This window comes from Azospirillum agricola, from assembly GCF_017876095.1.
Classification (GTDB): Bacteria; Pseudomonadota; Alphaproteobacteria; order Azospirillales; family Azospirillaceae; genus Azospirillum; species Azospirillum agricola.
This window is the reverse complement of sequence record NZ_JAGINM010000025.1, coordinates 17,129-38,511: the sequence shown is the minus strand read 5'-3', so window position 1 is coordinate 38,511 and position 21,383 is coordinate 17,129. Positions and strand designations below refer to the sequence as shown.

At 68.5% G+C, this 21,383-nt stretch carries 19 protein-coding genes and 2 tRNA genes; 13 read left to right on the top strand and 8 right to left on the bottom strand.

Going from position 1 to position 21,383, the window contains the following annotated elements:
- Positions 1-80: 80 nt before the first annotated feature.
- Positions 81-713 (bottom strand): response regulator, encoded by a 633-nt coding sequence (locus J2847_RS27975; protein WP_209782032.1) that lies wholly within the window; start codon positions 711-713, stop codon positions 81-83.
- A 488-nt stretch (positions 714-1,201) separates the two neighbouring features.
- Between J2847_RS27975 and J2847_RS27970 the strand changes: the two genes are divergently transcribed.
- The 4 genes from J2847_RS27970 (at position 1,202) to J2847_RS27955 (ending at position 4,296) form a co-directional block, all read left to right on the top strand.
- Positions 1,202-3,085, top strand: coding sequence for a methanol/ethanol family PQQ-dependent dehydrogenase (locus J2847_RS27970; protein WP_209782031.1), 1,884 nt, complete (start codon positions 1,202-1,204; stop codon positions 3,083-3,085).
- A gap of 88 nt (positions 3,086-3,173) precedes the next feature.
- The gene (locus tag J2847_RS27965; protein WP_209782030.1) at positions 3,174-3,821 is read left to right on the top strand and encodes a pentapeptide repeat-containing protein; all 648 of its coding nucleotides are present in this window, start codon (positions 3,174-3,176) and stop codon (positions 3,819-3,821) included.
- 112 nt (positions 3,822-3,933) lie between these two features.
- Positions 3,934-4,008 (top strand) — tRNA-Gly (locus J2847_RS27960).
- Positions 4,009-4,221: 213 nt separating this feature from the next.
- Positions 4,222-4,296, top strand: a tRNA-Gly gene (locus tag J2847_RS27955).
- Between the two features lie 124 nt (positions 4,297-4,420).
- On the opposite strand, the gene J2847_RS27950 is transcribed toward J2847_RS27955, so the two are convergent.
- Complete coding sequence (locus J2847_RS27950; protein ID WP_209782029.1) at positions 4,421-5,056, bottom strand: glutathione S-transferase family protein; 636 nt, start codon at positions 5,054-5,056, stop codon at positions 4,421-4,423.
- Positions 5,057-5,278: 222 nt separating this feature from the next.
- On the opposite strand from J2847_RS27950, the gene J2847_RS27945 reads away from it, so the two are divergent.
- The 4 genes from J2847_RS27945 to J2847_RS27930 all read left to right on the top strand — a co-directional run bounded on the left by J2847_RS27945 (position 5,279) and on the right by J2847_RS27930 (position 9,833).
- Positions 5,279-6,649 (top strand): aspartate aminotransferase family protein, encoded by a 1,371-nt coding sequence (locus J2847_RS27945; protein ID WP_209782028.1) that lies wholly within the window; start codon positions 5,279-5,281, stop codon positions 6,647-6,649.
- A gap of 356 nt (positions 6,650-7,005) precedes the next feature.
- The gene (gene hemA / locus J2847_RS27940) at positions 7,006-8,220 is read left to right on the top strand and encodes a 5-aminolevulinate synthase (RefSeq protein ID WP_209782027.1); all 1,215 of its coding nucleotides are present in this window, start codon (positions 7,006-7,008) and stop codon (positions 8,218-8,220) included.
- A gap of 166 nt (positions 8,221-8,386) precedes the next feature.
- Positions 8,387-8,932, top strand: a complete 546-nt coding sequence (locus J2847_RS27935; RefSeq protein ID WP_085555716.1) for a hypothetical protein — start codon at positions 8,387-8,389, stop codon at positions 8,930-8,932.
- 124 nt (positions 8,933-9,056) lie between these two features.
- A complete protein-coding gene (locus J2847_RS27930) occupies positions 9,057-9,833 on the top strand; it encodes an Hpt domain-containing protein (RefSeq protein ID WP_209782026.1) in 777 nt (258 codons plus the stop codon).
- A 45-nt stretch (positions 9,834-9,878) separates the two neighbouring features.
- Here J2847_RS27930 and J2847_RS27925 read toward each other — a convergent pair whose 3' ends face one another.
- The 5 genes from J2847_RS27925 to mscL form a co-directional block, all read right to left on the bottom strand.
- Positions 9,879-10,301, bottom strand: a complete 423-nt coding sequence (locus J2847_RS27925) for an SH3 domain-containing protein (RefSeq protein ID WP_223677817.1) — start codon at positions 10,299-10,301, stop codon at positions 9,879-9,881.
- Positions 10,302-10,450: 149 nt separating this feature from the next.
- Positions 10,451-10,774, bottom strand: a complete 324-nt coding sequence (locus tag J2847_RS27920; RefSeq protein WP_209782024.1) for a hypothetical protein — start codon at positions 10,772-10,774, stop codon at positions 10,451-10,453.
- Between the two features lie 97 nt (positions 10,775-10,871).
- On the bottom strand, positions 10,872-11,120 hold the full coding sequence (locus J2847_RS27915) for a DUF1272 domain-containing protein (RefSeq protein WP_209782023.1): 249 nt from the start codon (positions 11,118-11,120) through the stop codon (positions 10,872-10,874).
- A 195-nt stretch (positions 11,121-11,315) separates the two neighbouring features.
- Positions 11,316-12,692, bottom strand: coding sequence for a DEAD/DEAH box helicase (locus J2847_RS27910; protein ID WP_209782022.1), 1,377 nt, complete (start codon positions 12,690-12,692; stop codon positions 11,316-11,318).
- 313 nt (positions 12,693-13,005) lie between these two features.
- Positions 13,006-13,452 (bottom strand): large conductance mechanosensitive channel protein MscL, encoded by a 447-nt coding sequence (mscL, locus tag J2847_RS27905; protein WP_209782021.1) that lies wholly within the window; start codon positions 13,450-13,452, stop codon positions 13,006-13,008.
- A gap of 340 nt (positions 13,453-13,792) precedes the next feature.
- Between mscL and J2847_RS27900 the strand changes: the two genes are divergently transcribed.
- Entirely contained in the window at positions 13,793-14,314 is a 522-nt protein-coding gene (locus J2847_RS27900) for an AraC family transcriptional regulator (RefSeq protein ID WP_209782020.1), read from the top strand.
- 164 nt (positions 14,315-14,478) lie between these two features.
- Positions 14,479-15,216: a hypothetical protein gene (locus J2847_RS27895; protein WP_209782019.1), complete on the top strand. Its 738-nt coding sequence runs from the start codon at positions 14,479-14,481 to the stop codon at positions 15,214-15,216.
- 164 nt (positions 15,217-15,380) lie between these two features.
- On the opposite strand, the gene secA is transcribed toward J2847_RS27895, so the two are convergent.
- Complete coding sequence (secA, locus tag J2847_RS27890; protein ID WP_209782018.1) at positions 15,381-18,098, bottom strand: preprotein translocase subunit SecA; 2,718 nt, start codon at positions 18,096-18,098, stop codon at positions 15,381-15,383.
- 321 nt (positions 18,099-18,419) lie between these two features.
- Here secA and J2847_RS27885 point away from each other — a divergent pair, with 321 nt between their 5' ends.
- The 3 genes from J2847_RS27885 to mutT all read left to right on the top strand — a co-directional run bounded on the left by J2847_RS27885 (position 18,420) and on the right by mutT (position 21,248).
- Positions 18,420-19,358 carry a peptidylprolyl isomerase gene (locus J2847_RS27885; RefSeq protein ID WP_209782017.1) on the top strand — a complete coding sequence of 313 codons (939 nt, stop codon included), beginning with the start codon at positions 18,420-18,422 and terminating at the stop codon, positions 19,356-19,358.
- Positions 19,359-19,558: 200 nt separating this feature from the next.
- Positions 19,559-20,797, top strand: a complete 1,239-nt coding sequence (gene argJ / locus J2847_RS27880) for a bifunctional glutamate N-acetyltransferase/amino-acid acetyltransferase ArgJ (RefSeq protein ID WP_209782016.1) — start codon at positions 19,559-19,561, stop codon at positions 20,795-20,797.
- 7 nt (positions 20,798-20,804) lie between these two features.
- A complete protein-coding gene (gene mutT / locus J2847_RS27875; RefSeq protein ID WP_209782015.1) occupies positions 20,805-21,248 on the top strand; it encodes an 8-oxo-dGTP diphosphatase MutT in 444 nt (147 codons plus the stop codon).
- The last annotated feature ends 135 nt before the right edge of the window (positions 21,249-21,383 follow it).

Below are 21,383 nucleotides of genomic sequence, written 5' to 3'. Positions count from 1 at the left end.
CCTCCTGACCGGGACGGATGGCGGTTATCTCAAGGGGCTCCAGGTCCGTCATTGACCGGGCGTGTCGGCCGGGCGGCGCCCTACCCCGCGAGCCCGGCGTCGATGGCGATGCGGACCAGGGCGCGCGGGCCGTCGGCTCCCAGCTTGTCCTTGATCTGCGTGCAGGCGTTGGCGACCGTCTTCCGGCTGATTCCCAGCGAGTCGGCGATCGCCGCCGCCGTCAGCCCGCGGCCGAGCAGACCGAGAATCTCGCGCTCCCGCAGGGTCAGCGGGGCCAGCGGGTCGGGCGGTGGCGACAGGCTCATCAAGGCGAGGTCGCGCGCCAGCGCGTGGTCGAGGTGGATGCCGCCGGCCAGAACCTGACCGACCGCCGACAGCAGGGTGTCCAGGGCGCTGTTCTTGGCGACGTAGCCCTTCGCCCCCGCCTTCAGCGCGCCGGCCGCGACCGCCGGATCCCCGCGCCCGCCGAAGACCAGGACGCGCGCCGCCGCGTTTTCCGCCAGCATGGCCCTCATCACCCCCATGCCGCCGTCCGGACCGGGAAGGTCGGGGTCGAGCACGACGATGTCCGGCCGCTCCGACCGCCACAGCGCCAGCGCGCCGCCGGCATCCTCCGCCTCGACGACCCGTCCCAGACCGGCGTCGCCGAACAGCCGCCGGCAGCCGGCGCGGATGATGGGGTGGTCGTCCACCAGCAGGATGGTCGCGGTCATCGGAAGCCCTCGCTGGCAGGGATTGCGGCTGTGCGGAAGGGTAGCAACCGCGCCGGCCGTCCGGCCATGAGCCCTTCGATCAAGCTCCCGCGGGCAGGATATTTTCCCGGATCACGACAGGAAGTCATCCTATTTGTTGGGGGAATTCATCATCCGTCCAACGTCCCATTGTCGCCGCCCCGGCTTTCGGAGAAACAATAGGACACGGCAAGACGACGAAGGCCGATCCGTGCGGGGGTCTGCTTTCGCCGGTCTCAGGCGGATCTTGCCGGATCAGGGCTTTTTCTTGGAAGCGGCGCCCTTTCGCGCGTTCCGTCATTCCCGGCCGGGAGGCATCGCACTCCCGTCTTCCGGCCGGATGGCGATGGACGGCCGCGGGCCGGCGCCGGCCGCTCCGCCGAAAGTCCGATTGCCCATTCTGCTCAAAGTCCGGCCACCCGGATTCGGATCGCCCGAATCCCCAAGGGCCAAACATTCGGGGGAAACGCATGACAGCTTGGTCCCATAAGGCGCGCTCTCGCCTCACGCTCGGCGCCAGTGTGGCCGCCATCGTCGCCGGTCTGCTCGGCACCGCCCTGACCGCCGCGCCGGCCTCGGCCGCCGACGTCACCTGGGACGACATCGCCAAGGACGGCAAGACCAACCACGACGTGCTGATGTACGGCATGGGCGTGGAAGGCAAGCGTTTCAGCACCCTGAAGCAGATCGACACCTCCAGCGTCTCGCGCCTGGTGCCGGCCTGGTCCTTCTCCTTCGGCGACGAGAAGCAGCGCGGGCAGGAGACGCAGGCGCTGGTGCATGACGGGGTGATCTACGTCACCGCCTCCTACTCGCGCATGTTCGCGCTCGACGCCAAGACCGGCAAGCGGCTGTGGTCCTACGCCCACCGCCTGCCCGACGATATCCGCCCCTGCTGCGACGTGGTGAACCGCGGCGCCGCCATCTACGGCGACAAGGTGTTCCTCGGCACGCTCGACGCCTCGATCGTCGCGCTGAACAAGAACACCGGCAAGGTGGTGTGGAAGCAGAAGTTCGCCGACCACAAGGTCGGCTACACGATGACCGGCGCGCCGACCATCGTGAAGGACCAGAAGACCGGCAAGATGCTGCTGATCCATGGCTCCTCGGGCGACGAGTTCGGCGTCGTCGGGCGGCTCTACGCCCGCGATCCTGACACCGGCGAGGAGATTTGGATGCGCCCCATGGTCGAGGGGCACATGGGCCGGCTGAACGGCAAGGACAGCACCGTCACCGGCAACAAGGAAGCCCCGTCCTGGCCGCGCGACAAGGACGGCAAGCTGGTCGAGGCGTGGAGCCACGGCGGCGGCGCCCCCTGGCAGAGCGCCACCTTCGACGTCGAGACCAACACCATCGTCATCGGCACCGGCAACCCGGCGCCGTGGAACGGCTGGGCACGCTGGCCGGGCGACAGCCTCTACACCTCGGGCCAGGCCTACGTCGATCCGACCACCGGCGAGCTGAAGGGCTTCTACCAGCACACGCCGAACGACGCCTGGGACTTCTCCGGCAACAACGAGCTGGTGCTGTTCGACTTCACCGACTCGTCGGGCAAGACGGTCAAGGCGACGGCGCACGCCGACCGCAACGGCTTCTTCTACGTCACCGACCGCAACAAGCTGGCCAACGCCGGCGGCGAGGCGAACAAGCCGAACAGCGTGCTGGCGGCCTATCCCTTCGTCGACGGCATCACCTGGGCCAAGGGCATCGACCTGAAGACCGGCCGCCCCATCGAGAACGAGGGCCAGCGTCCGCCGCTGCCCGTGGGCGACGAGAAGCGCGGCAAGTCGGTCGAGGTCTCCCCGCCCTTCCTCGGCGGCAAGAACTGGAACCCGATGTCCTACAGCGAGGACACCGGCCTGTTCTACATCGCCGCCAACCACTGGAAGGAGGACTACTGGACCGAGCATGTCGGCTACAACCCCGGCTCGGCCTATCTCGGCATGGGCTTCCGCATCCACAAGCTGTTCGACGACCATGTCGGCACGCTGCGGGCGCTCGATCCCAAGACCGGCAAGATCGCCTGGGAGCACAAGGAGGAGCTGCCGCTGTGGTCCGGCACGCTGGCGACCGCCGGCAACCTGGTCTTCACCGGCACCGGCGACGGCTACGTCAAGGCGTTCAACGCCAAGACGGGCGAGGAGCTTTGGAAGTTCCAGACCGGCTCGGGCATCATCTCCTCCCCGGTCACCTGGGAGCAGGACGGGGTGCAGTATGTCGGCATCACCACCGGCTACGGCGGCGCCGTCCCGCTGTGGGGCGGCGACCTCGCCGACCTGACCACCCGCGTGACCCAGGGCGGGTCCTTCTGGGTGTTCAAGCTGGCCGACGTGAAGGTGTCCAGCGCCAAGTGAGGCGCTGCCCGTGACGGGCGGGGCGGTTCCACCGCCCCGTCCCTCCGTTTCTTTGCCCTCCGTTTTTGCCGGAACCGTGGAGACGTTGATGAACGCGAGCCTGCGCGCGCTGTGCCTGTTGAGCGCTCTTGTCCTGCCCGCCGCCTTGTCCGGGACCGGCGCGCTGGCGCTGGCGACGGAGAGCGAGCCGAGCGAAACCTCCACCGAAGCCCTCGTCGGCGGCGGCGAGGAACCGAGGCCGACCGAGGTGGCCGGCTGCAAGCTGGTGCCCAAGGCCGTCTGCCCGAACCTGGATCTGCGCCACCGCAACCTGCGCAACATCGATCTCGGCGGCGCCGACCTGCGCGGGGCCAACCTGATGCGGGCCGACCTGCGCCACGCCAACCTGCGCAACGCCGACCTGCGCGGCGCCATCCTCGACGCCGCCGACCTGCGCACCGCCTTCCTGCAAAACGCCAAGCTGGAGGGCGCGCGGATGCGCGGCGCCAACCTGGAGCAGGCGCGGGCGAGCGGCGCCGACTTCCGCCACACCGACCTGACCGCCGCCAGCCTGGAGGCGATCAAGGCCGACAAGGCCGACCTGACCGGCGCCAACCTGGAGGGGGCCGACCTTCAGGAGGCCAAGCTCGCCAACACCAACCTGTCGGGCGCGGTGATGGAGGGGACCAAGATCCGCTTCGCCATCTTCCAGGGCGCCTTGATGGACAATTGCCGGGGCTGCCCGACCGACTGGTGAGCGGCCAACGGGACGGGGAGGGCGGCTTTTGGGAAAAATGCGGGCGACCGCGTTTTTCCGCTTGCGGGAGCGGTCGGATTTCCGTAGAAAGCCGCTCCCGGACGACGGGAACGCGGGCGTAGCTCAGGGGTAGAGCACAACCTTGCCAAGGTTGGGGTCGAGGGTTCGAATCCCTTCGCCCGCTCCAGTTCGTCAGGGCACGGCGCGTGCCGGACAGCACGAGCCGGACAGCACAGCGAAGACCAAAGGGCCGGGCGCGCACAGCGCACCGGCCCTTCGCTTTTCCGGCCTCCGTTTTCCAGCCTGTGCCGCGTGGCGATTATTTTTCGGCGCGGCGTCAGATTCCCTGTTGCGGAGCCGGCCGGATTTCCGTAGAAAGCCGCACCCGGACGACGGGAGCGCGGGCGTAGCTCAGGGGTAGAGCACAACCTTGCCAAGGTTGGGGTCGAGGGTTCGAATCCCTTCGCCCGCTCCAGTTCGTCAGGGCACGGCACGAGCTGGACAGCGCAGGCCGGACAGCACAGCGAAGACCAAAGGGCCGGGCGCGCACAGCGCACCGGCCCTTCGCTTTTTCCGCCCCTTCCGCCCGGAACTGCGGATCAGACATACGGAGCCGCCAGCCCTTCCGCCGCGAAGGCGGCCTTCACCGCCGGGCGCTCCAGGACGCGGGCGAGGTAGGGGCCGAGATTGGGCAGGCTGCGGGCCGGACGCCGCATGAAGCGGGTCCAGCGGCAGAGCATGAACAGATACGGATCGACCGCCGAGTAGCCGCCGTCCAGCATCCACTCGCGCCCGCCCAGCGCCCGGTCCAGCCCGTCGAACTGGTCGTTCAGCCGGGCCTCCGCCACCCGCTTGAAGGCGGCCTGGGCGTCGGCGCCCTCGACGTAGCGCTCCGGATAGAAGTACAGCAGCATGTCGGCCTGGACGCTGTTGGTCAGGTAGACCAGCCATTTGTAGAAGGCCGCGCGCTCGGGCGTGCCGACGGCCGGGGCGAGGCGGGCCTCCGGGTGCGCGTCGGCCAGATGCAGGCAGATCGCCGCCGCCTCGTACAGCACCAGATCGCCGTCGACCAGCGTCGGGACCCGGCCGTGCGGATTCAGCGCCAGATAGTCCGCGCGCTTGTGCTCCGCCTTGTCGCGGTCGAGCAGCACCAGATCGAAGGGCGCGCCGATCTCGCGCAGCAGGATGTGCGGCGCCATCGCGGCGGTGCTGGGCATGGCGTAGAGGGTGGTCAAGGGGGCCTCCGGATCCGTGGAGCGAAGCGTACCGGGGCAATAGCGCCGGATGCCGCCCCCGGTCCAGCGGTCATCGCCCTCTCCCGCGCCCGCGCATGGCACGATTGCCCGAAGCGCGGGTTTGTCGCGAGACCGAACTGTGCGTATGATCCCCGAGGCTGTTTAACATATCGAACACCCCGCGACGAATTGGGGGTTCGTTCCTCGAACAGGAAGAGCAAGATGACCGCGATCGGCAACTCGGCGGCAAGCCGCGACAAGGCCTTCGTTCTCCACCCCTACACCAACCTGCACGCCCACGAGACCCAGGGTCCGCTCGTCATCGAGCGCGGCGAGGGCGTGCGCGTTTTCGACGACGCCGGCAACGCCTACATCGAGGGCATGGCCAGCCTGTGGTGCGTCTCGCTGGGCTGGGGGGAGGAGCGTCTGGTCCAGGCCGCCGCCAAGCAGATGCGCCAGCTCTCCAGCTATCACATCTTCGGCCACAAGTCGCACGAGCCGGGCATCGACCTCGCCGAGAAGCTGATCGCGCTGGCTCCGGTGCCGATGTCGAAGGTGTTCTTCGCCAATTCCGGCTCGGAGGCCAACGACACGGCCATCAAGCTGATCTGGTACTACAACAACGCGCTCGGCCGGCCGGAGAAGAAGAAGATCCTGGCGCGGACGCGCGGCTATCACGGCGTGACGGTGGCGACCGCCAGCCTGACCGGCCTGCCGAACAACCACCGCGACTTCGACCTGCCGATCGCCCGCATCCTGCACGCCGACTGTCCGCACCATTACCGCAACGCCAATCCGGGCGAGAGCGAGGAGGAGTTCGCGACCCGTCTGGCCGAGCAGCTGGAGGCGCAGATCCTGGCCGAGGGGCCGGACACCGTCGCCGCGATGTTCGCCGAGCCGATCATGGGGGCCGGCGGCGTGGTGGTTCCGCCCGCGACCTACTATGAGAAAATCCAGGCGGTGTTGAAGAAATACGACATCCTGCTGGTCGCCGACGAGGTCATCTGCGGCTTCGGCCGCACCGGGAACTTCTGGGGCAGCCAGACCATGGGGATGCGTCCGGACATCCTGACCTGCGCCAAGCAGCTGTCGTCCGGCTACCTGCCGATCTCGGCGGTGATGGTGTCGGAGGCCGTCTATCAGGCCTGCGTCGACGAGAGCAAGAAGATCGGCACCTTCGGCCACGGCTACACCTACTCCGCCCATCCGGTGGCGGCGGCGGTGGCGCTGGAGACGCTGGCGATCTACCAGGAGCGCGACATCGTTTCCCATGTCCGCGACGTCGCCGTGCCGTTCCAGAAGCGGCTGAAGGCGCTGGCCGATCACCCGCTGGTCGGCGAGGCGCGCGGCACCGGCCTGATCGGCGCCATCGAGCTGGTCGCCGACAAGGCGACCAAGGCCAACTTCGAGCCGGTCGGCCGCGCCGGCGCCGTGGTCAACGGCCTGACCCAGGAGAACGGCCTGATCATCCGCGCCATGGGCGATTCCATCGCGCTGTGCCCGCCGCTGGTCATCACCGAGGCCGAGGTCAACGACATGTTCGACCGCCTGACCACGGCGCTCGACGCCGCGATCCCGGTCCTGCGCGGGTAAGGAGATCGGGCCTTCCCGCTTCGCCGCCTCCAAGCATCCTCATGCCCGGCCTTGTGCCGGGCATCCACGCGCAAGTCTCACGTGCGCTCGTGGATGGCCGGGCCAAGCCCGGCCATGGCGAAGGGGGAAACCGTTCTTCCAGACTTTGGTATGAGCGACCCGCTGGAACCGGCGGCAACCGAAGCCGTCGGCTCGTGCGAATGTCCCAGTGGGGCGGTCTTGATTTCGATCAATGCCGGATGGCACTTTGATGATGAAGATGCCATCCTCCCGTTGCGCAGGGACGGAGCGAAGGGTTTATCCCCTCCGGGCCGGCGCAGCAGATCGTTGGTACGACCGCGAACGGAACCCGCGCGATGGATTACGAGAGCTTCTTCCGCAGCCAGATCGCAACGCTGAAGCAGGACGGCCGCTACCGGTTCTTCGCCGATCTGGCGCGGCAGGCCGGCAACTTCCCGACGGCCACCTTCCGCGATTCGCAGGGGCGGGAGCGGACCGTGACGGTCTGGTGCTCCAACGACTATCTCGGCATGGGCCAGCACCCGACCGTGCTGAAGGCCATGCACGACGCGCTCGACGAGGTCGGCGCCGGGGCCGGCGGCACCCGCAACATCTCCGGCACCAACCGCTACCACGTGCTGCTGGAACGCGAGCTGGCCGACCTGCACGGCAAGGACGCCGCCCTTCTCTTCACCTCGGGCTACGTGTCGAACGACGCGACGCTGACCACGCTGGGCAAGATCCTGCCCAACTGCGTGATCCTGTCGGACGCGCTGAACCACAACTCGATGATCACCGGCATCCGCAACTCGGGCGCCGAGAAGCACATCTTCCGCCACAACGACCCCAAGCATCTCGACGAGCTGCTGTCCGCCATCGCCCCCGGCCGGCCGAAGGTGGTCGCCTTCGAGAGCGTCTACTCGATGGACGGCGACATCGCCCCCATCCATGACCTGTGCGACGTCGCCGAGAAGCATGGCGCCATGACCTACCTCGACGAGGTGCACGCGGTCGGCATGTACGGCGCGCGCGGGGCCGGCGTGGCCGAGCGCGACGGCGCGATGGACCGTCTCACCATCATCGAGGCGACGCTGGGCAAGGCGTTCGGCGTGCAGGGCGGCTACATCACCGGCTCGGCGGCGCTGATCGACTGCGTGCGCAGCTTCGCCGCCGGCTTCATCTTCTCGACCTCGCTGGCCCCCGTGCTGGCGGCCGGTGCCTTGGCCAGCATCCGCCACCTGAAGACCAGCCAGACCGAGCGCGAGCGCCACCAGGAGCGCGCCGCCACGCTGAAGCGGCTGTTCGCCGCCGCCGGCCTGCCGGTGATGCCCTCGGTCAGCCACATCGTCCCGTTGATGGTCGGCGACGCCCACCGCTGCAAGCGCGCGTCGGACGAACTGCTGGAACGGCACGGCATCTACGTCCAGCCGATCAACTACCCGACCGTGCCGCGCGGCACCGAGCGGCTGCGCTTCACCCCGACGCCGCTGCACGGCGACGCCGAGATGGAGCGGCTGGTCGAGGCGCTGCTCGACGTGTGGAGCCGGCTGGACCTGCGTCTGGCCGCCTGACCGGACCCACGGGCGGACTCCGGTCGCGGGTGCTTCTCCCGTGGTACGAATATTTTCCCCTCTGGACAGACGGGGCGCGCGGCCCTAACTTGACAGGGTGGTTGCGATTGACTCGCAGCCATCCTGTTCGCGCCCGCCCGTCCCTAAACCTGTCCAGGGGTTTGCCATGTACCGTGACAACTCGCTGATGCCGAAGGAGGCCGTGCGCCTCGTCGTCCTGGGCACGCTGATCCAGGGCGGGCCGCTGCGCTACGCCGACCTCGCCGGGTCGGTGCGTCATTTCCTCGACCGCCTCGTCGGCCCGTCGCTCGACCTGATGGGCACCTCGCTGGAGATGCTGCGCTACGAAGGGCTGATCGAGGCGCTCGACGGCAGCGGGATGGAGGACAACGCGCTGCTCGGCCCGACCGCGGCCGGCCGCGCCGAGTTCGACACGCTGATCCGCGCCAACGTCCGCGCCCCCTCGGCCGACGGGCTGAACAAGCTGGTCATCGCGCTGAAGCTGCGCTTCCTGCATCTGCTCGACACCGAGTCGCAGAAGGAGCAGGTCGACAATCTCGTCGCCCTGTACGAGACCGAACTGGCGCGGCTGGGCGACCTGAAGCGCGCCAACACCGCCTCCACCGGTCATTTCGCCGCGTGGCTGGAGCAAGACGTCGCCCAGGCCGAAGAACGGCTGGCGTGGTTCCAGGATCTGCTGAACCGTCTGTAACCTTTTATTTACCGAATTCTTGCACGGACGCGACCTTTTCGACCGGGGTCGCGTCCGCGTTTGTTTTGGGGCCGGATTCTGGTGTAGCTTGGCGGCGACATCAACCTGCCGGAATGATCCCTCCATGGCCTCGATCCTGTCGACCGACGACCTTGAAGACCGCCTTCGCATGGAATTCGTCGATGACGCGCGGGATCGGCTGGAGCTGATGAACGGCGCGTTGGCGGAACGGACGAAAGGTGCCCGCAGCGATGCCGAGACGATCGGCGTGCTGCGGCTGGAGGCCCACAACTTCAAGGGCATGGGCACCAGCTTCGGTTATCCCACGGTCAGCCTCGTGGCGCACCGGCTGGAGGATTACCTGAGCGGCCTGAAGCAGCTCGACATCCGGCAGCTCACCGACGCCCAGACCTTCATCGACCGCATCGCCGAGCTGGTGGACCGCGCCGAGCAGCCACGGCTGGCCGAGACCAACCAGATCATCCGCGCGCTGCCGGTGCGCTACGAGTTCCAGGTCACCGACATCGAGGTCCGCAACGTCGAGATCATGCTGGTGACGCCGTCCAAGGTGATCGCCAAGAAGCTGGGGGCGGAACTGGCCGCCTGCGGCTTCCGCACCATGACGGTGACCGACCCCATCGAATCGATCAGCCTCGCGGTCCGCGTGCCGCCCGACATGGTCATCGCCTCGATGGTGATGGACGGTTTGTCCGGCCTCGACCTGATCCGTGGCCTGCGCGCGATGAGCGTCACCCACAACGTGCCGATGGCGCTGCTGACCTCGCTGAACCTCGACCACCCGTCGCTCAAGGAAATCCCGCACGGCGTCTCGGTGATCCGCGTCGGCGAGCATTTCGGCGACGATTTCGCCGCCGTGGTGGCCAAGCACAATCTGGGCTGAAAAACCGGCTTCAAAGGGAGCGGCGGACCGCCGCTCCCTCCTTCTTCACTCCGCGATCGGCGAGGCGCCGATCTTGCGGCGGGGGGCGGCCTTGATCGACGGGCCGGCGTTGTCGGCCGGCTTGGCGATGGTGGTGGTCGTGCCGCGCGACCCGGCCGGGGCGCTGCCCTTCAGCCGCAGCAGATGCAGCCGGACATAGGCGGTGGAGCCGCCGGCCTTCACCGCGATCCAGTCGCTGTTGCGCACCCGACCCAGCACGCTGACCGCCTGCCCGGCGCCGATGGTGGCGACCACCGGGCCGCTGGCCGAGGGCTGGCTGCGCAGCTGCGTCGCCTTGTCGGCCTCCCACTGGCCGTAAACGGGCTCCAGCCCCGTGCCTTCCGGCGCGGAGCGCACGTCGGGCGGGTTGGGAATGCGCTCGCGCGGCATGCAGCCGGGGACCATCAGCGTGGTCAGGGCCAAGGCCAAGGGGAGGAGACGCGCACGCCGGATCATCGGACACCCTGTGGATCGCTCAACCGTTGGCGCGACCATACAGGAGGAACGCCGCTCTTCGCCACCGCAGCGCAACCGGATGGGGTATGCGCTTTTTGGGACGGTGGCGCTCGCGGGGATCGTCAGAAGGCCGCCGCGTCGGCGGGCGCGCCGATGCCGAACAGGTCGCGCGGCACGGCCCGCCCCCGCGGCGTGGTGGACAGGGTCCGGCTCTCCCCGCTGCGCCGGATGACGTCCCGCTCCAGAAGATGCGCGCACAGCGCGGCGCCGACGGCGCCGTCGTCGAACTCGATGACGCCGCGCGCCAGCAGGGCGTCGGTGATCGCCACGCCGAGTCCCCCGGCGAGGTGGTGGTAGCACAGGCGCGCGTGGCGCCGCGCCGCGCCGCGTGGCCCGGTGCGCGGCGGCTTCGCCACCGGCGGCGCGGTGATCGCCGCGATCCGCATCACGGTCTCCTTTCGCCCCGAGCTTACAGGCCGAGCTTACAGGGGAAGCTCCCTCGCCCGTTTCGGTCAAGGCCGAAGCGTCGGCGATCGCAGCCGCTCAGAAGGCGAGGCCGCAGCCGCCGGGCTTCACGGTGCGCTCGGCCGCCGGCGGGTTGGCGGCCAGCTTGGCGGCCGGACGGATCGGGCGGCGGACCAGTTCGCCGCCGCAGTTGGGGCAGCGCTCGCCCGGCAGCCGGCTGCGGCAGTCGCCGCAGAAGGTGCATTCGAACGAGCAGATGTAGGCGTCCACGGAGTCGGGCGGCAGGTCCCGGTCGCAGCATTCGCAGTTGGGGCGGAGTTGCAGCATGGCGCGCGGTCCTTCTGGCGGGTGGCGCCGGGAAGGATAGCGGAGACGCCGCCGCCACGACATCGGCGGGATTGCCGGCGGCCGTCAAGATCACGCCAATCCGATCGCGCCGATTCGCGGAGACAAACGAAAACGGCGCAGCCCTCCACGGAGAGCCGCGCCGTTCTCAGTCACGCCGGTGAAGGCGCTGTCGTCTTACCAGGATTTGGCGCGGGCGTGCGCCGGCTTGCCGTTGGCGTGCGGCTCGCGCCGCGCGTGGCTGTGGTCCGGGCGGCCCTGGCCATGGTGGCTGTCCGACCGGGCATGGTCCGGGCGGGCGGAGCGGGCCGGGTGGCCGCCCTTGCTGTCGCCGCCATGGCTGTTGTTGCGCTGCCACGGCTTCGGACCGCCGCTGGGGCGGCCGTTGCGGCTCGGCGGACGGCCGCCGGCGGTGAAGGGACGCTGCGGCTCCAGGCCGGGGATCGTGTGGATCGCCAGCGTCGCGTTGGTGTAGCGCTCGATGCGGAACAGCGTCTCGCGGTCGGCGCGCGAGGCGAAGGAGATCGCGATGCCCGAGGCGCCGGCGCGGCCGGTGCGGCCGATGCGGTGGACGTAGTCCTCCGCCGAACGCGGCAGGTCGAAGTTGATGACGTGGGTGATGTCACGGACGTCGATGCCGCGCGCCGCCACGTCGGTCGCCACCAGCAGGCGGACCTGGCCGGTGCGCAGGCGCTGGAGCGTGCGGTTGCGCTTGCCCTGGTCCATGTCGCCGTGCAGGGCGGCGGCGGCGTGGCCGGCGAGGCTCAGCTCCTCGGCCAGCGTGTCGGCGTCGCGCTTGGTCGCGGCGAAGATGATCGCCTTGCCGACCTCCGGGGTCGCGGCGATGTGCTGGAGCAGGCGGCGCTTGTGGTCGAGGTCGTCGGCGTGGTGCAGGCGCTGCTCGACGTTGATCGAGGTCGCCTGGCTCTCGACGGCGACGCGCTCCGGGTTGCGCAGCAGGTTGCCGGCCAGCCCGGCCATGCGGCGGTCGAGCGTGGCGGTGAACAGCAGCGTCTGGCGGGTCGGCGGGCAGCACTTGGCGATGGTCTCGACGTCGTCGAGGAAGCCCATGTCCAGCATGCGGTCGGCCTCGTCGAGGATCAGAACCTCGACGGCCTCGAGATCGATGCGGCGGCGCGACACATGGTCGAGCAGGCGGCCCGGGGTCGCGACCAGCACGTCGACCGGGCGCGACAGCAGGCGGAGCTGCTCGCGGTAGGGCATGCCGCCGACCACGTCCACGATGTTCAGCTTCATGAACTTCGCGTATTTGCGGGCGGCGTCGGTGACCTGCTTGGCCAGCTCGCGGGTCGGGGCCAGCACCAGCACGCGCGGGGCGGCGACGCCCAGGCGCGGCAGCTCGGCGATGCGGGTCAGGGCCGGCAGCATGAAGGCGGCGGTCTTGCCGGTGCCGGTCTCGGCGGTGGCGAGGATGTCGCGGCCTTCGAGCGCCGGCGGAATGGCGGCGGACTGGACGGGGGTGGCGGTGGTGTATTCGAACGCCTCGAGGGCCTTCAGGACGAGCGGGTGCAGACCGAGTTCGGAAAACGACAAAGCGTATCAACCTTCTCAAAGCATGACGGCACGCCCACGCGCGCCCGGATGGCGGACGTGGGAGAAGCCGGCGGTTTCGCCGGGAGGAGGTCGAGAGGGAGAGGCGTCTATCCGAAGCACGGACCGTCCGTCCCCACCTTGGGGTGGACGCCCTGCGAAATCTAAGCGCGTCTCGCTCAAGAGACGCGCGAGCCTCCAGCGATCAAGACGCACTACATAGTCTATTGCGGCGCACAAACCAAGATCTTTCCACCAGGGGAAGCCCTGCGCCTTTCACGGGCCCTCCATGCGTTTGCCGGGGTTGCCCCGCCGGTCAGGCTGGACGGTTCGGGGGAGGCGCCGTGTCGGGAGTGGCGGCGCGGGCGCGGAGCGCGTCGCGGATCTCCTCCAGCAGCACCTCCTGGCGCGACGGCCCGGCCTCGGCCTTGTGCATGAAGTGCAGGCGGTTGACCTGCCGGACGATCAGGAACAGCGCGCCCGAGACGATCAGGAAATTGATCAGCGCGTTGATGAAGCGGCCGTAGTTGATGGTCGCCGCCCCGGCGGCCTCGGCTGCGGCGAGGCTGTCGTACCGGCCGCCGGACAGGCTGATGAAGTAGTTGGAGAAGTCGATGCCACCCATGATCCAGCCGATCGGCGGCATCAGCATGTCCTTGACCAGCGAGTTGACGATGCCGGTGAAGGCGGCGCCGATGATGATGCCGACCGCCAGTTCCACGACGTTGCCGCGGCTGATGAATGTCTTGAACTCGTTGAGCATGGAATTCGCCCCCGAACCGTTCGGTCGAAGAAACAGTGTCAGGCTACCATGGTTTCCGTCGCCGCGTCGTTGCGTCCGGGTGGAGCGGCGGGTGTACCACGATGAGGCTGTGGTACCGCCAAGCGGAAGCGCTGGCACACCCAGCTTCCTTTCCGTCATGACCGGGCTTGCCCCGGTCATCCACGCCCGGTCTCCTTCCGATCATTTGCGGCCGTGGATGCCCGGCTCAAGGCCGGGCATGACGAGTCACGGGGCTGTCAGGACTTGTGCTCGGCGGTATGAGAGTTAGGGTGGGTGCATGTGGGGCAGGACTTGCGTCAAGCGGATCGGAGGAGATGGAATGGTCGATGCCGAACGGGGTTTCCGAAACGGCGAGGTCCGGATCGTCGCGGTGCCTGACACGCGCGTTGCCGTGCTGGAGCATCGCGGCGACCCGGCGCTGATCGGCGAGTCGACCCGGCGCTTCGTCGCGTGGCGCAAGGCGGTGGCGCTGCCGCCCGGGCTCGGCGCCACCTTCAACATCCTGTACGACGATCCCCTGACCACGCCGCCCGCCGCGTTCCGCCTCGATCTCTGCGCCGCCACCGATCGCGCGATCGAACCGAACGACGCCGGCGTCGTCGTCAAGACCATTCCGGGCGGCCGCTGTGCCGTGCTGCGCCACACCGGGTCCGAGGAGTCGCTTTGCGCGGCGATCCTGCATCTCTGCATGGATTGGCTGCCGCGCAGCGGCGAGCAACGGCGCGACTTTCCACTCTATTGCCAGCGGATCGCCTTCTTCCCCGAAGTGCCGGAGGGCGCGGCGGTCACCGACCTCTTCCTGCCCATAGGAGCGCCGGCGGAGTTGGCCAACGCGCCTTGAAGCGATCATGGTGCTGGCGAACGCCAAGAAGGCCCGATGGATGCCGGTCATCCGGCGGGACCGGACGCCCGCCGGTCGGAGTTTCGAGTGTTCATCGTCCGGAGTGTTTGCCCTATAGTGAAATGGTCGGGGAAATCAGGACTTCCGGCGGAGGGGGGAGGAACATGAGCGTGATCGGCACAGAAAATACTTCGATACGGAATGGTCCGTATGCTCGTTCCGGTTCCGGATCCAACGCTGAAGTCTTCGTGAAAAAGGGTGGAAGCGGTGCAGCGGGCGACCGTGGTCCTTCGTTCACGGTCGATCTGTCGGACCGGGCCAAAGCTTTGCTGTCGAAGGCGGAGCAGGGGCGCGCGCTGGCGGGTCAACTCGCGGCGCACATGCAGGCGGGCAGCGCCGCGCTGTTTCGCGACGGCCAGCTTTCCAAGCTGCCCGCGCTCGACGAAGGCCAGCGGAGTCAACCGAGCGAGGAGGAGCGGGACGTGCATGGCGCCGCCAGCTCCCTCCAAGGGCTCTACGACGGCATGCCCAAGACGCTGGACCAAGCCCTTGCCGATCACAGGAAGGTGGTTCTCGAAGCCTATCCGGACGAGATCGGCCGCATGAAGAGCGGCCTCGCCTCCGGCGCTCTGAAAGCGGAAGACGGCTGGAATGAGATAATCTCCAGCCGTGAGGCGGAACTCGCCGCCGCCAAGCAGGGGACGATGCGGATACAGGCCGTCAACGATCCAAACCTGATCCAGACCGAGAACGAGTTCACCGTCACCCGCGACATCGGCGGCTGGAGCGCCCGCGGGGTTACGGTGAACGCCAATTTCCCCGCCTTGCAGGACAGTTTCGGCACGAAGAACCTGCGGCCGGGCTCCAGCCCGTGGACCGGCGATTATGTGATCCGCTGGTGAACAGGACGGGCCGGCGGCCAAACCGGCTCCCAGCGCTCGCCGCCATCATCCGCGGGAGCGAGAAGCCGGGTTGACAAAAGGCGGCTCCCCGATTGGAGAGCCGCCTTTCGCGTGCGTGTCCGGCTGTCGGGCCGTTCAACCGATCCTCGATCCTCAGGCGATCCTCAGGCGATGCGCCCGTGGCAGTGCTTGAACTTCTTGCCCGAGCCGCAGGGGCAGGCGGCGTTGCGCTGGGTGGTCGCCATCACGTCGGCCGGAAGCGGCTGGTCTTCCGGAATCCCGGCGGCGGACGCGCGGGCCATGCCGTCGGGAAGCTCCTCGCCGCCGGCCAGCGCCAGCGCCGGATCGTTGCGGCCCTCGTGCATCTCCTGCATCTGGCGGGCGAACAGCTCCTCCGGCGAGGGCGACATGCGGATCTCGACGTGCATCAGCACCGAGGTGACCTGCTCGCGCAGCGCCATCAGCATGCCGTCGAACAGCTCGAACGCCTCGCGCTTGTACTCGTTCAGCGGATCCTTCTGGGCGTAGGCCCGCAGGGAAATGCCCTGGCGCAGATGGTCGAGCTGGAGCAGGTGGTCCTTCCATTCCTGGTCGAGGATCTGGAGCAGCAGGCTCTTCTCGACGTGGCGCATCGTCTCGGCGCCGTAGGACTCCTCCTTCTCCGCGTATTTGCGGTCGGCGGCCTCCCGCACGCGCTCCTCGATCTCCGGCTCGGCGATGCCTTCTTCCTTGGCCCACTCGTGGACCGGCAGATCCATGCCCAGCAGGCGGTTGGCGGCCTCGTGCAGGCCGTCGATGTCCCACTGCTCGGAATAGCTGTTCGCCGGGATCGCCGTCGCCACCATGTTGGCGACGATCTGATGGCGCATCTCCTGGATTTCCTCGGCGATGTCGGCGCTTTCCATCACCTCGCGGCGCTGCTCGTAGACGACCTTGCGCTGGTCGTTCATGACGTTGTCGAACTTCAGCAGGTTCTTGCGGACATCGAAGTGATGCGCCTCGACCTTCTGCTGCGCCTTCTCCAGCGCCTTGTTGATCCAGGGGTGGATGATCGCCTCGCCCTCCTTCAGGCCGAGGCGCTGGAGCATGCTGTCCATCCGCTCCGACCCGAAGATGCGCATCAGGTCGTCTTCCAGCGACAGGAAGAACTTCGAGGTGCCGGGGTCGCCCTGGCGCCCCGATCGGCCGCGCAGCTGGTTGTCGATGCGGCGGCTCTCGTGCCGCTCGGTGCCGATCACGTAGAGGCCGCCGGCCTCCTTCACCCTCTCGCGGGCCTCGGCGACCTCGGCCTCGATCCGCTTGATGGCGGCCTCGCGCTCCGGCCCCTCCGGCAGGTTCGCCAGCTCCACCTCGATGCGCATCTGCACGTTGCCGCCGAGCTGGATGTCGGTGCCGCGGCCGGCCATGTTGGTGGCGACCGTCACGGCGCCGGCGCGGCCGGCCTGGGCGACGATGTAGGCCTCCTGCTCGTGGTGGCGGGCGTTCAGCACGTTGTGCGGAATCCCACGCTTGTTGAGCAGGTCGGACAGCAGTTCCGACTTCTCGATCGAGGTGGTGCCGACCAGGACCGGCTGGCCGCGCTTGCGGGCCTCCTCGATCAGGTCGATCATCGCGTGGTATTTCTCGGTCGCGGTCCGGTAGACCTCGTCGTCATGGTCGATGCGCTTGACCGGGACGTTGGTCGGGATGTCGACGACTTCCAGCCCGTAGATCTCGCCGAACTCGGCGGCCTCGGTCAGCGCGGTGCCGGTCATGCCGGCCAGCTTGGGGTAGATGCGGAAGTAGTTCTGGAAGGTGATCGAGGCGAGCGTCTGGTTCTCGCGCTGGATCGTCACCTTCTCCTTCGCCTCCAGCGCCTGGTGCAGCCCTTCCGAGAAGCGGCGGCCGTCCATCATGCGCCCGGTGAACTCGTCGATGATGATGACCTTGTCATCCTTGACGATGTAGTCCTTGTCGCGCTGGAACAGCGTGTGGGCGCGCAGCGCCTGCTGGGCGTGGTGGACCAGCGCCACGTTCTGGATGTCGTAGAGCCCGCCCGACTTCAGCAGCCCGGCCTCGGCCAGCAGCCGCTCCATGTGCTCCTGCCCGACCTCGGAGAAGCTGACGGAGCGGTGCTTCTCGTCCTTCTCGTAATCCTCGGGCGTCAGCGCCGGGATCAGCGCGTCGACCTGCATGTACATCTCGCCCGCGTCGGTCGACGGGCCGGAGATGATCAGCGGGGTGCGCGCCTCGTCGATCAGGATCGAGTCGACCTCGTCGACGATGGCGTAGTTGAAGGGCCGCTGGACGAGTTCCTCCAGCCGGAACTTCATGTTGTCGCGCAGATAGTCGAAGCCGAACTCGTTGTTCGTGCCGTAGGTGATGTCGCAGGCGTAGGCGGCGCGGCGCTCCTCGTCGTCGAGGCCGTGGACGATGACGCCGGTGGAGAGACCCAGGAACCCGTAGACCCGGCTCATCCAGCCGCTGTCGCGGGTCGCCAGATAGTCGTTGACGGTGACGACGTGGACGCCCTTGCCCTCCAGCGCGTTCAGGTAGACGGCCAGCGTGGCGACCAGCGTCTTGCCCTCGCCGGTCCGCATCTCCGAGATCTTGCCCTGGTGCAGCACCATGCCGCCGAGAAGCTGCACGTCGAAATGCCGCTGGCCGAGCACGCGCTTGGCCGCCTCGCGCACGGTGGCGAAGGCGTCGGGCAGGATGTCGTCCAGCGACTCGCCCTTGCCCAGGCGCTCGCGCAGCCAGCCGGTGCGCGCCTTCAGCTCGTCGTCCGACAGCGTGATCAGCGACGGTTCCAAGTCGTTGATTTGCTGGACGGTCTTGTGCAGCGCCTTGACCGCGCGCGTGTTGGCGGTGCCGAAAATCTTGCGGGCGAGAGCGCCGAACATGAAAACCTCGGAAGTAAAGCGGAGTTGGGCCAGCCTATCGACGGGTCTGACATAGGACTATGGCAAGGCCCTGTCAACGAGACCCGCCCCTTTGCCGCGCCGGAAACCTTCGGGAAAGCGGGCGGAAACCCGCCGGAAAAGGCGGCGGGGGACTGGTATCGGCGGGCGGGCGGCCACAGTTGTGTGACGGATCGATGGGACCCTTGCCCCGTGCGCGCGACCCATGCTTAATCCACGCGGAATCGGGCGCGGAGCGGCGGATGGCTCCGGTGCCTCGGGGGCTTGCTTTCGATAACATCCGCCGGAAGGAAAAGACAGGTCATGGTCAATCGTATGTTCCGCACCGCGCTTCTCTCGATGGCGGCCTGCGGCATCGCCCTGGCGGCGCACGCCCAGACTCCCGCTCCGGCTACCCCCGCCCCGGCGACCGCCGCCGTCGCCGACCCCGTGGTCGCCCGCGTCAACGGTGAGGAGCTGCACCAGTCGGACGTCACCCGCATGGTGTCGCAGCTGCCGCCGCAGGTGCAGCAGATGCCGATCGAGATGATCTACCCGGCCGTCCTCGACCAGCTGGTCAGCGGCAAGCTGGTCGCCGCGGCCGGCTACAAGGACAAGCTGGCCGACAGCCCCGAGGTCAAGGACGAGATCAAGCGCGCCGAGGAGCGCGCCGTGCAGCGCGCCTACATCCAGAAGGAGGTGAAGGCCCGCATCACGGCGAAGTCGCTCGACGACGCCTATCAGGCCTTCCTGAAGCAGAACCCGCCGCAGGAGGAGGTCAAGGCCGCCCACATCCTGGTGGAGAAGGAGGACGAGGCCAAGGCCATCCTCGCCGAGCTGAAGAAGGGCGGCGACTTCGCCAAGATCGCCAAGGAGAAGTCGAAGGACACGGTCGCGGCCCAGTCGGGCGGCGATCTCGGCTACTTCACCAAGGACGCGATGGTCGAGCCCTTCGCCAACGCCGCCTTCGCCATGAAGAAGGGCGAGGTGAGCAAGGAGCCGGTGAAGACGCAGTTCGGCTATCACATCATCAAGGTCGAGGACAAGCGCACCCAGCCGGCGCCGACGCTCGACGAGGTGAAGCCGCAGCTGGAGCAGACGCTGTCCAAGGACATCGTGACCGCCCTGGTCGACGAGCTGCGCGCCGGCGCCAAGGTCGAGACCTTCCAGATGGACGGCTCGCCGATGCCCAAGGAGGAGCCGAAGGCCGCCGAGCCGGCCCCGGCGACTCCCGCTCCGGCGGCCGAGCCGAAGAAGAACTGAGGACGCCCGCGAAGCCGCCGCTCGCCTAACCCCCACCCCGACCCTGCCTCGGCACGGGCGGGGGAGGGAGTTCAGTGGCGGAGCGGCGGAGTTTCCTCCCCCGCGAAGCGGGGGAGGGGCAGGGTGGGGGCACGTGCCCTCAGCCTCCACCACATCTTCCCCGACACCCCGCACCACGCGCCCATCACGGGAATCGCCCCATGGCCACGACGCTCTCCCCCTTGGCTCCCGCCAGCTTTCCGACGCTGCCCCCGATCGCCGGCGTGCGCATCGCCACGGCGAACAGCGGCATCCGATACAAGGGCCGCGACGATCTGCTGCTGGCCGTGCTGGATCCCGACACCGCCGTCGCCGGCGTGCTGACCCGCTCGCTGACCTGCTCGGCCCCGGTGATCTGGTGCCGCGACAGCCTGCCCAAGGGCTCGGCCCGCGCGGTCGTGGTCAACGCCGGCAACGCCAACGCCTTCACCGGCAAGGCGGGCGACGCCACCGTGCAGGCCACCGTGCAGGCCGCGGCCGCCATCGCCGGCTGCGCGCCCGACGAGGTCTACATCGCGTCCACCGGGGTGATCGGCATCCCGCTCGCCGCCGACGCCATCGGCAGGTGCCTGCCGGGCATGGTCCCGGCGCTCGCCACCGACTCGGCCGCCTGGGAGAAGGCGGCGCGCGCCATCATGACCACCGACACCTTTCCCAAGGGCGCGGTCCGCACCGCCAGCATCGGCGGCACGACGGTGACGATCTCCGGCTTCGCCAAGGGCTCGGGCATGATCGCGCCGGACATGGCGACGATGCTGGGCTTCGTCTTCACCGACGCCGCCATCGCGCCGACCGCGTTGCAGGACATGCTGTCGGAGTTCACCGAGCGCACCTTCAACGCCATCACGGTGGACGGCGACACCTCGACCAGCGACACGCTGCTGCTGTTCGCCACCGGCAAGGCCGGGAACGCTCCGGTCGCCAGCGCCGACGCCGCCGAACTGGCGGAGTTCCGCGCCGCGCTGGAGGATCTGCTGCTCGATCTGGCGTTGCAGGTCGTGCGCGACGGCGAGGGGGCGACCAAGTTCGTCGCCATCACGGTGGACGGTGCCGACAGCAACCCGGCGGCCAAGCGCATCGCGCTGACCGTCGCCAACTCGCCGCTGGTCAAGACCGCCATCGCCGGCGAGGACGCCAACTGGGGCCGCATCGTCGCCGCCATCGGCCGGGCCGGCGAGCGCGCCGACCGCGACCTGATCAGGATCACCGTCGGCGGCACGCTGATCTGTGCCGACGGGATGGAGGTTCCCGGCTACGACGAGGCGCCGGTCGCCGCCCACATGAAGGGCAAGGAGATCGACGTCCACATCGACCTCGGGCTCGGCCGCGGCACCGCCAAGGTGTGGACCTGCGACCTGACCCACGGCTACATCGACATCAACGGCAGCTACCGGAGCTGACACGGCCATGACCGCCTGTTTCGATCCCAGCTCGACGCCGGCCCGAGGCTCGCTGCCGACGCTGCTGGTGGTGGCGGTCGCCCTGGTCGACGCCGACGGCCGCGTCCTGCTCGCCCAGCGCCCGCCCGGCAAGTCGCTGGCCGGGCTCTGGGAATTTCCCGGCGGCAAGGTCGACGAGGGCGAGACGCCCGAGGCGGCGCTGGTGCGCGAGCTGAAGGAGGAGTTGGGGATCGACACGGCGGCGAGCTGCCTCGCCCCCTTCACCTTCGCCTCGCACAGCTACGAGAGCTTCCATCTGCTGATGCCGCTCTATGTCTGCCGGGTGTGGGAAGGCGAGGTGACCGCGCGCGAGGGGCAGACCCTGGCCTGGGTCCGGCCGGTCCGGATGGGCGATTACCCAATGCCGCCGGCCGACGTGCCGCTGGTGGCGATGCTGCGGGATCTTCTGTAGACCCTGCGTTGAAAAGCGCCTTGGTCGGGAGTATCTTGTTTGGAGGTAGCCGATGGGTGCTCCTAACACCCACCGGCACGCTCCTGATGCGCCTAGCGCCGGATCAGGCGGATTTCGATCCGCCATTTCCGCCAC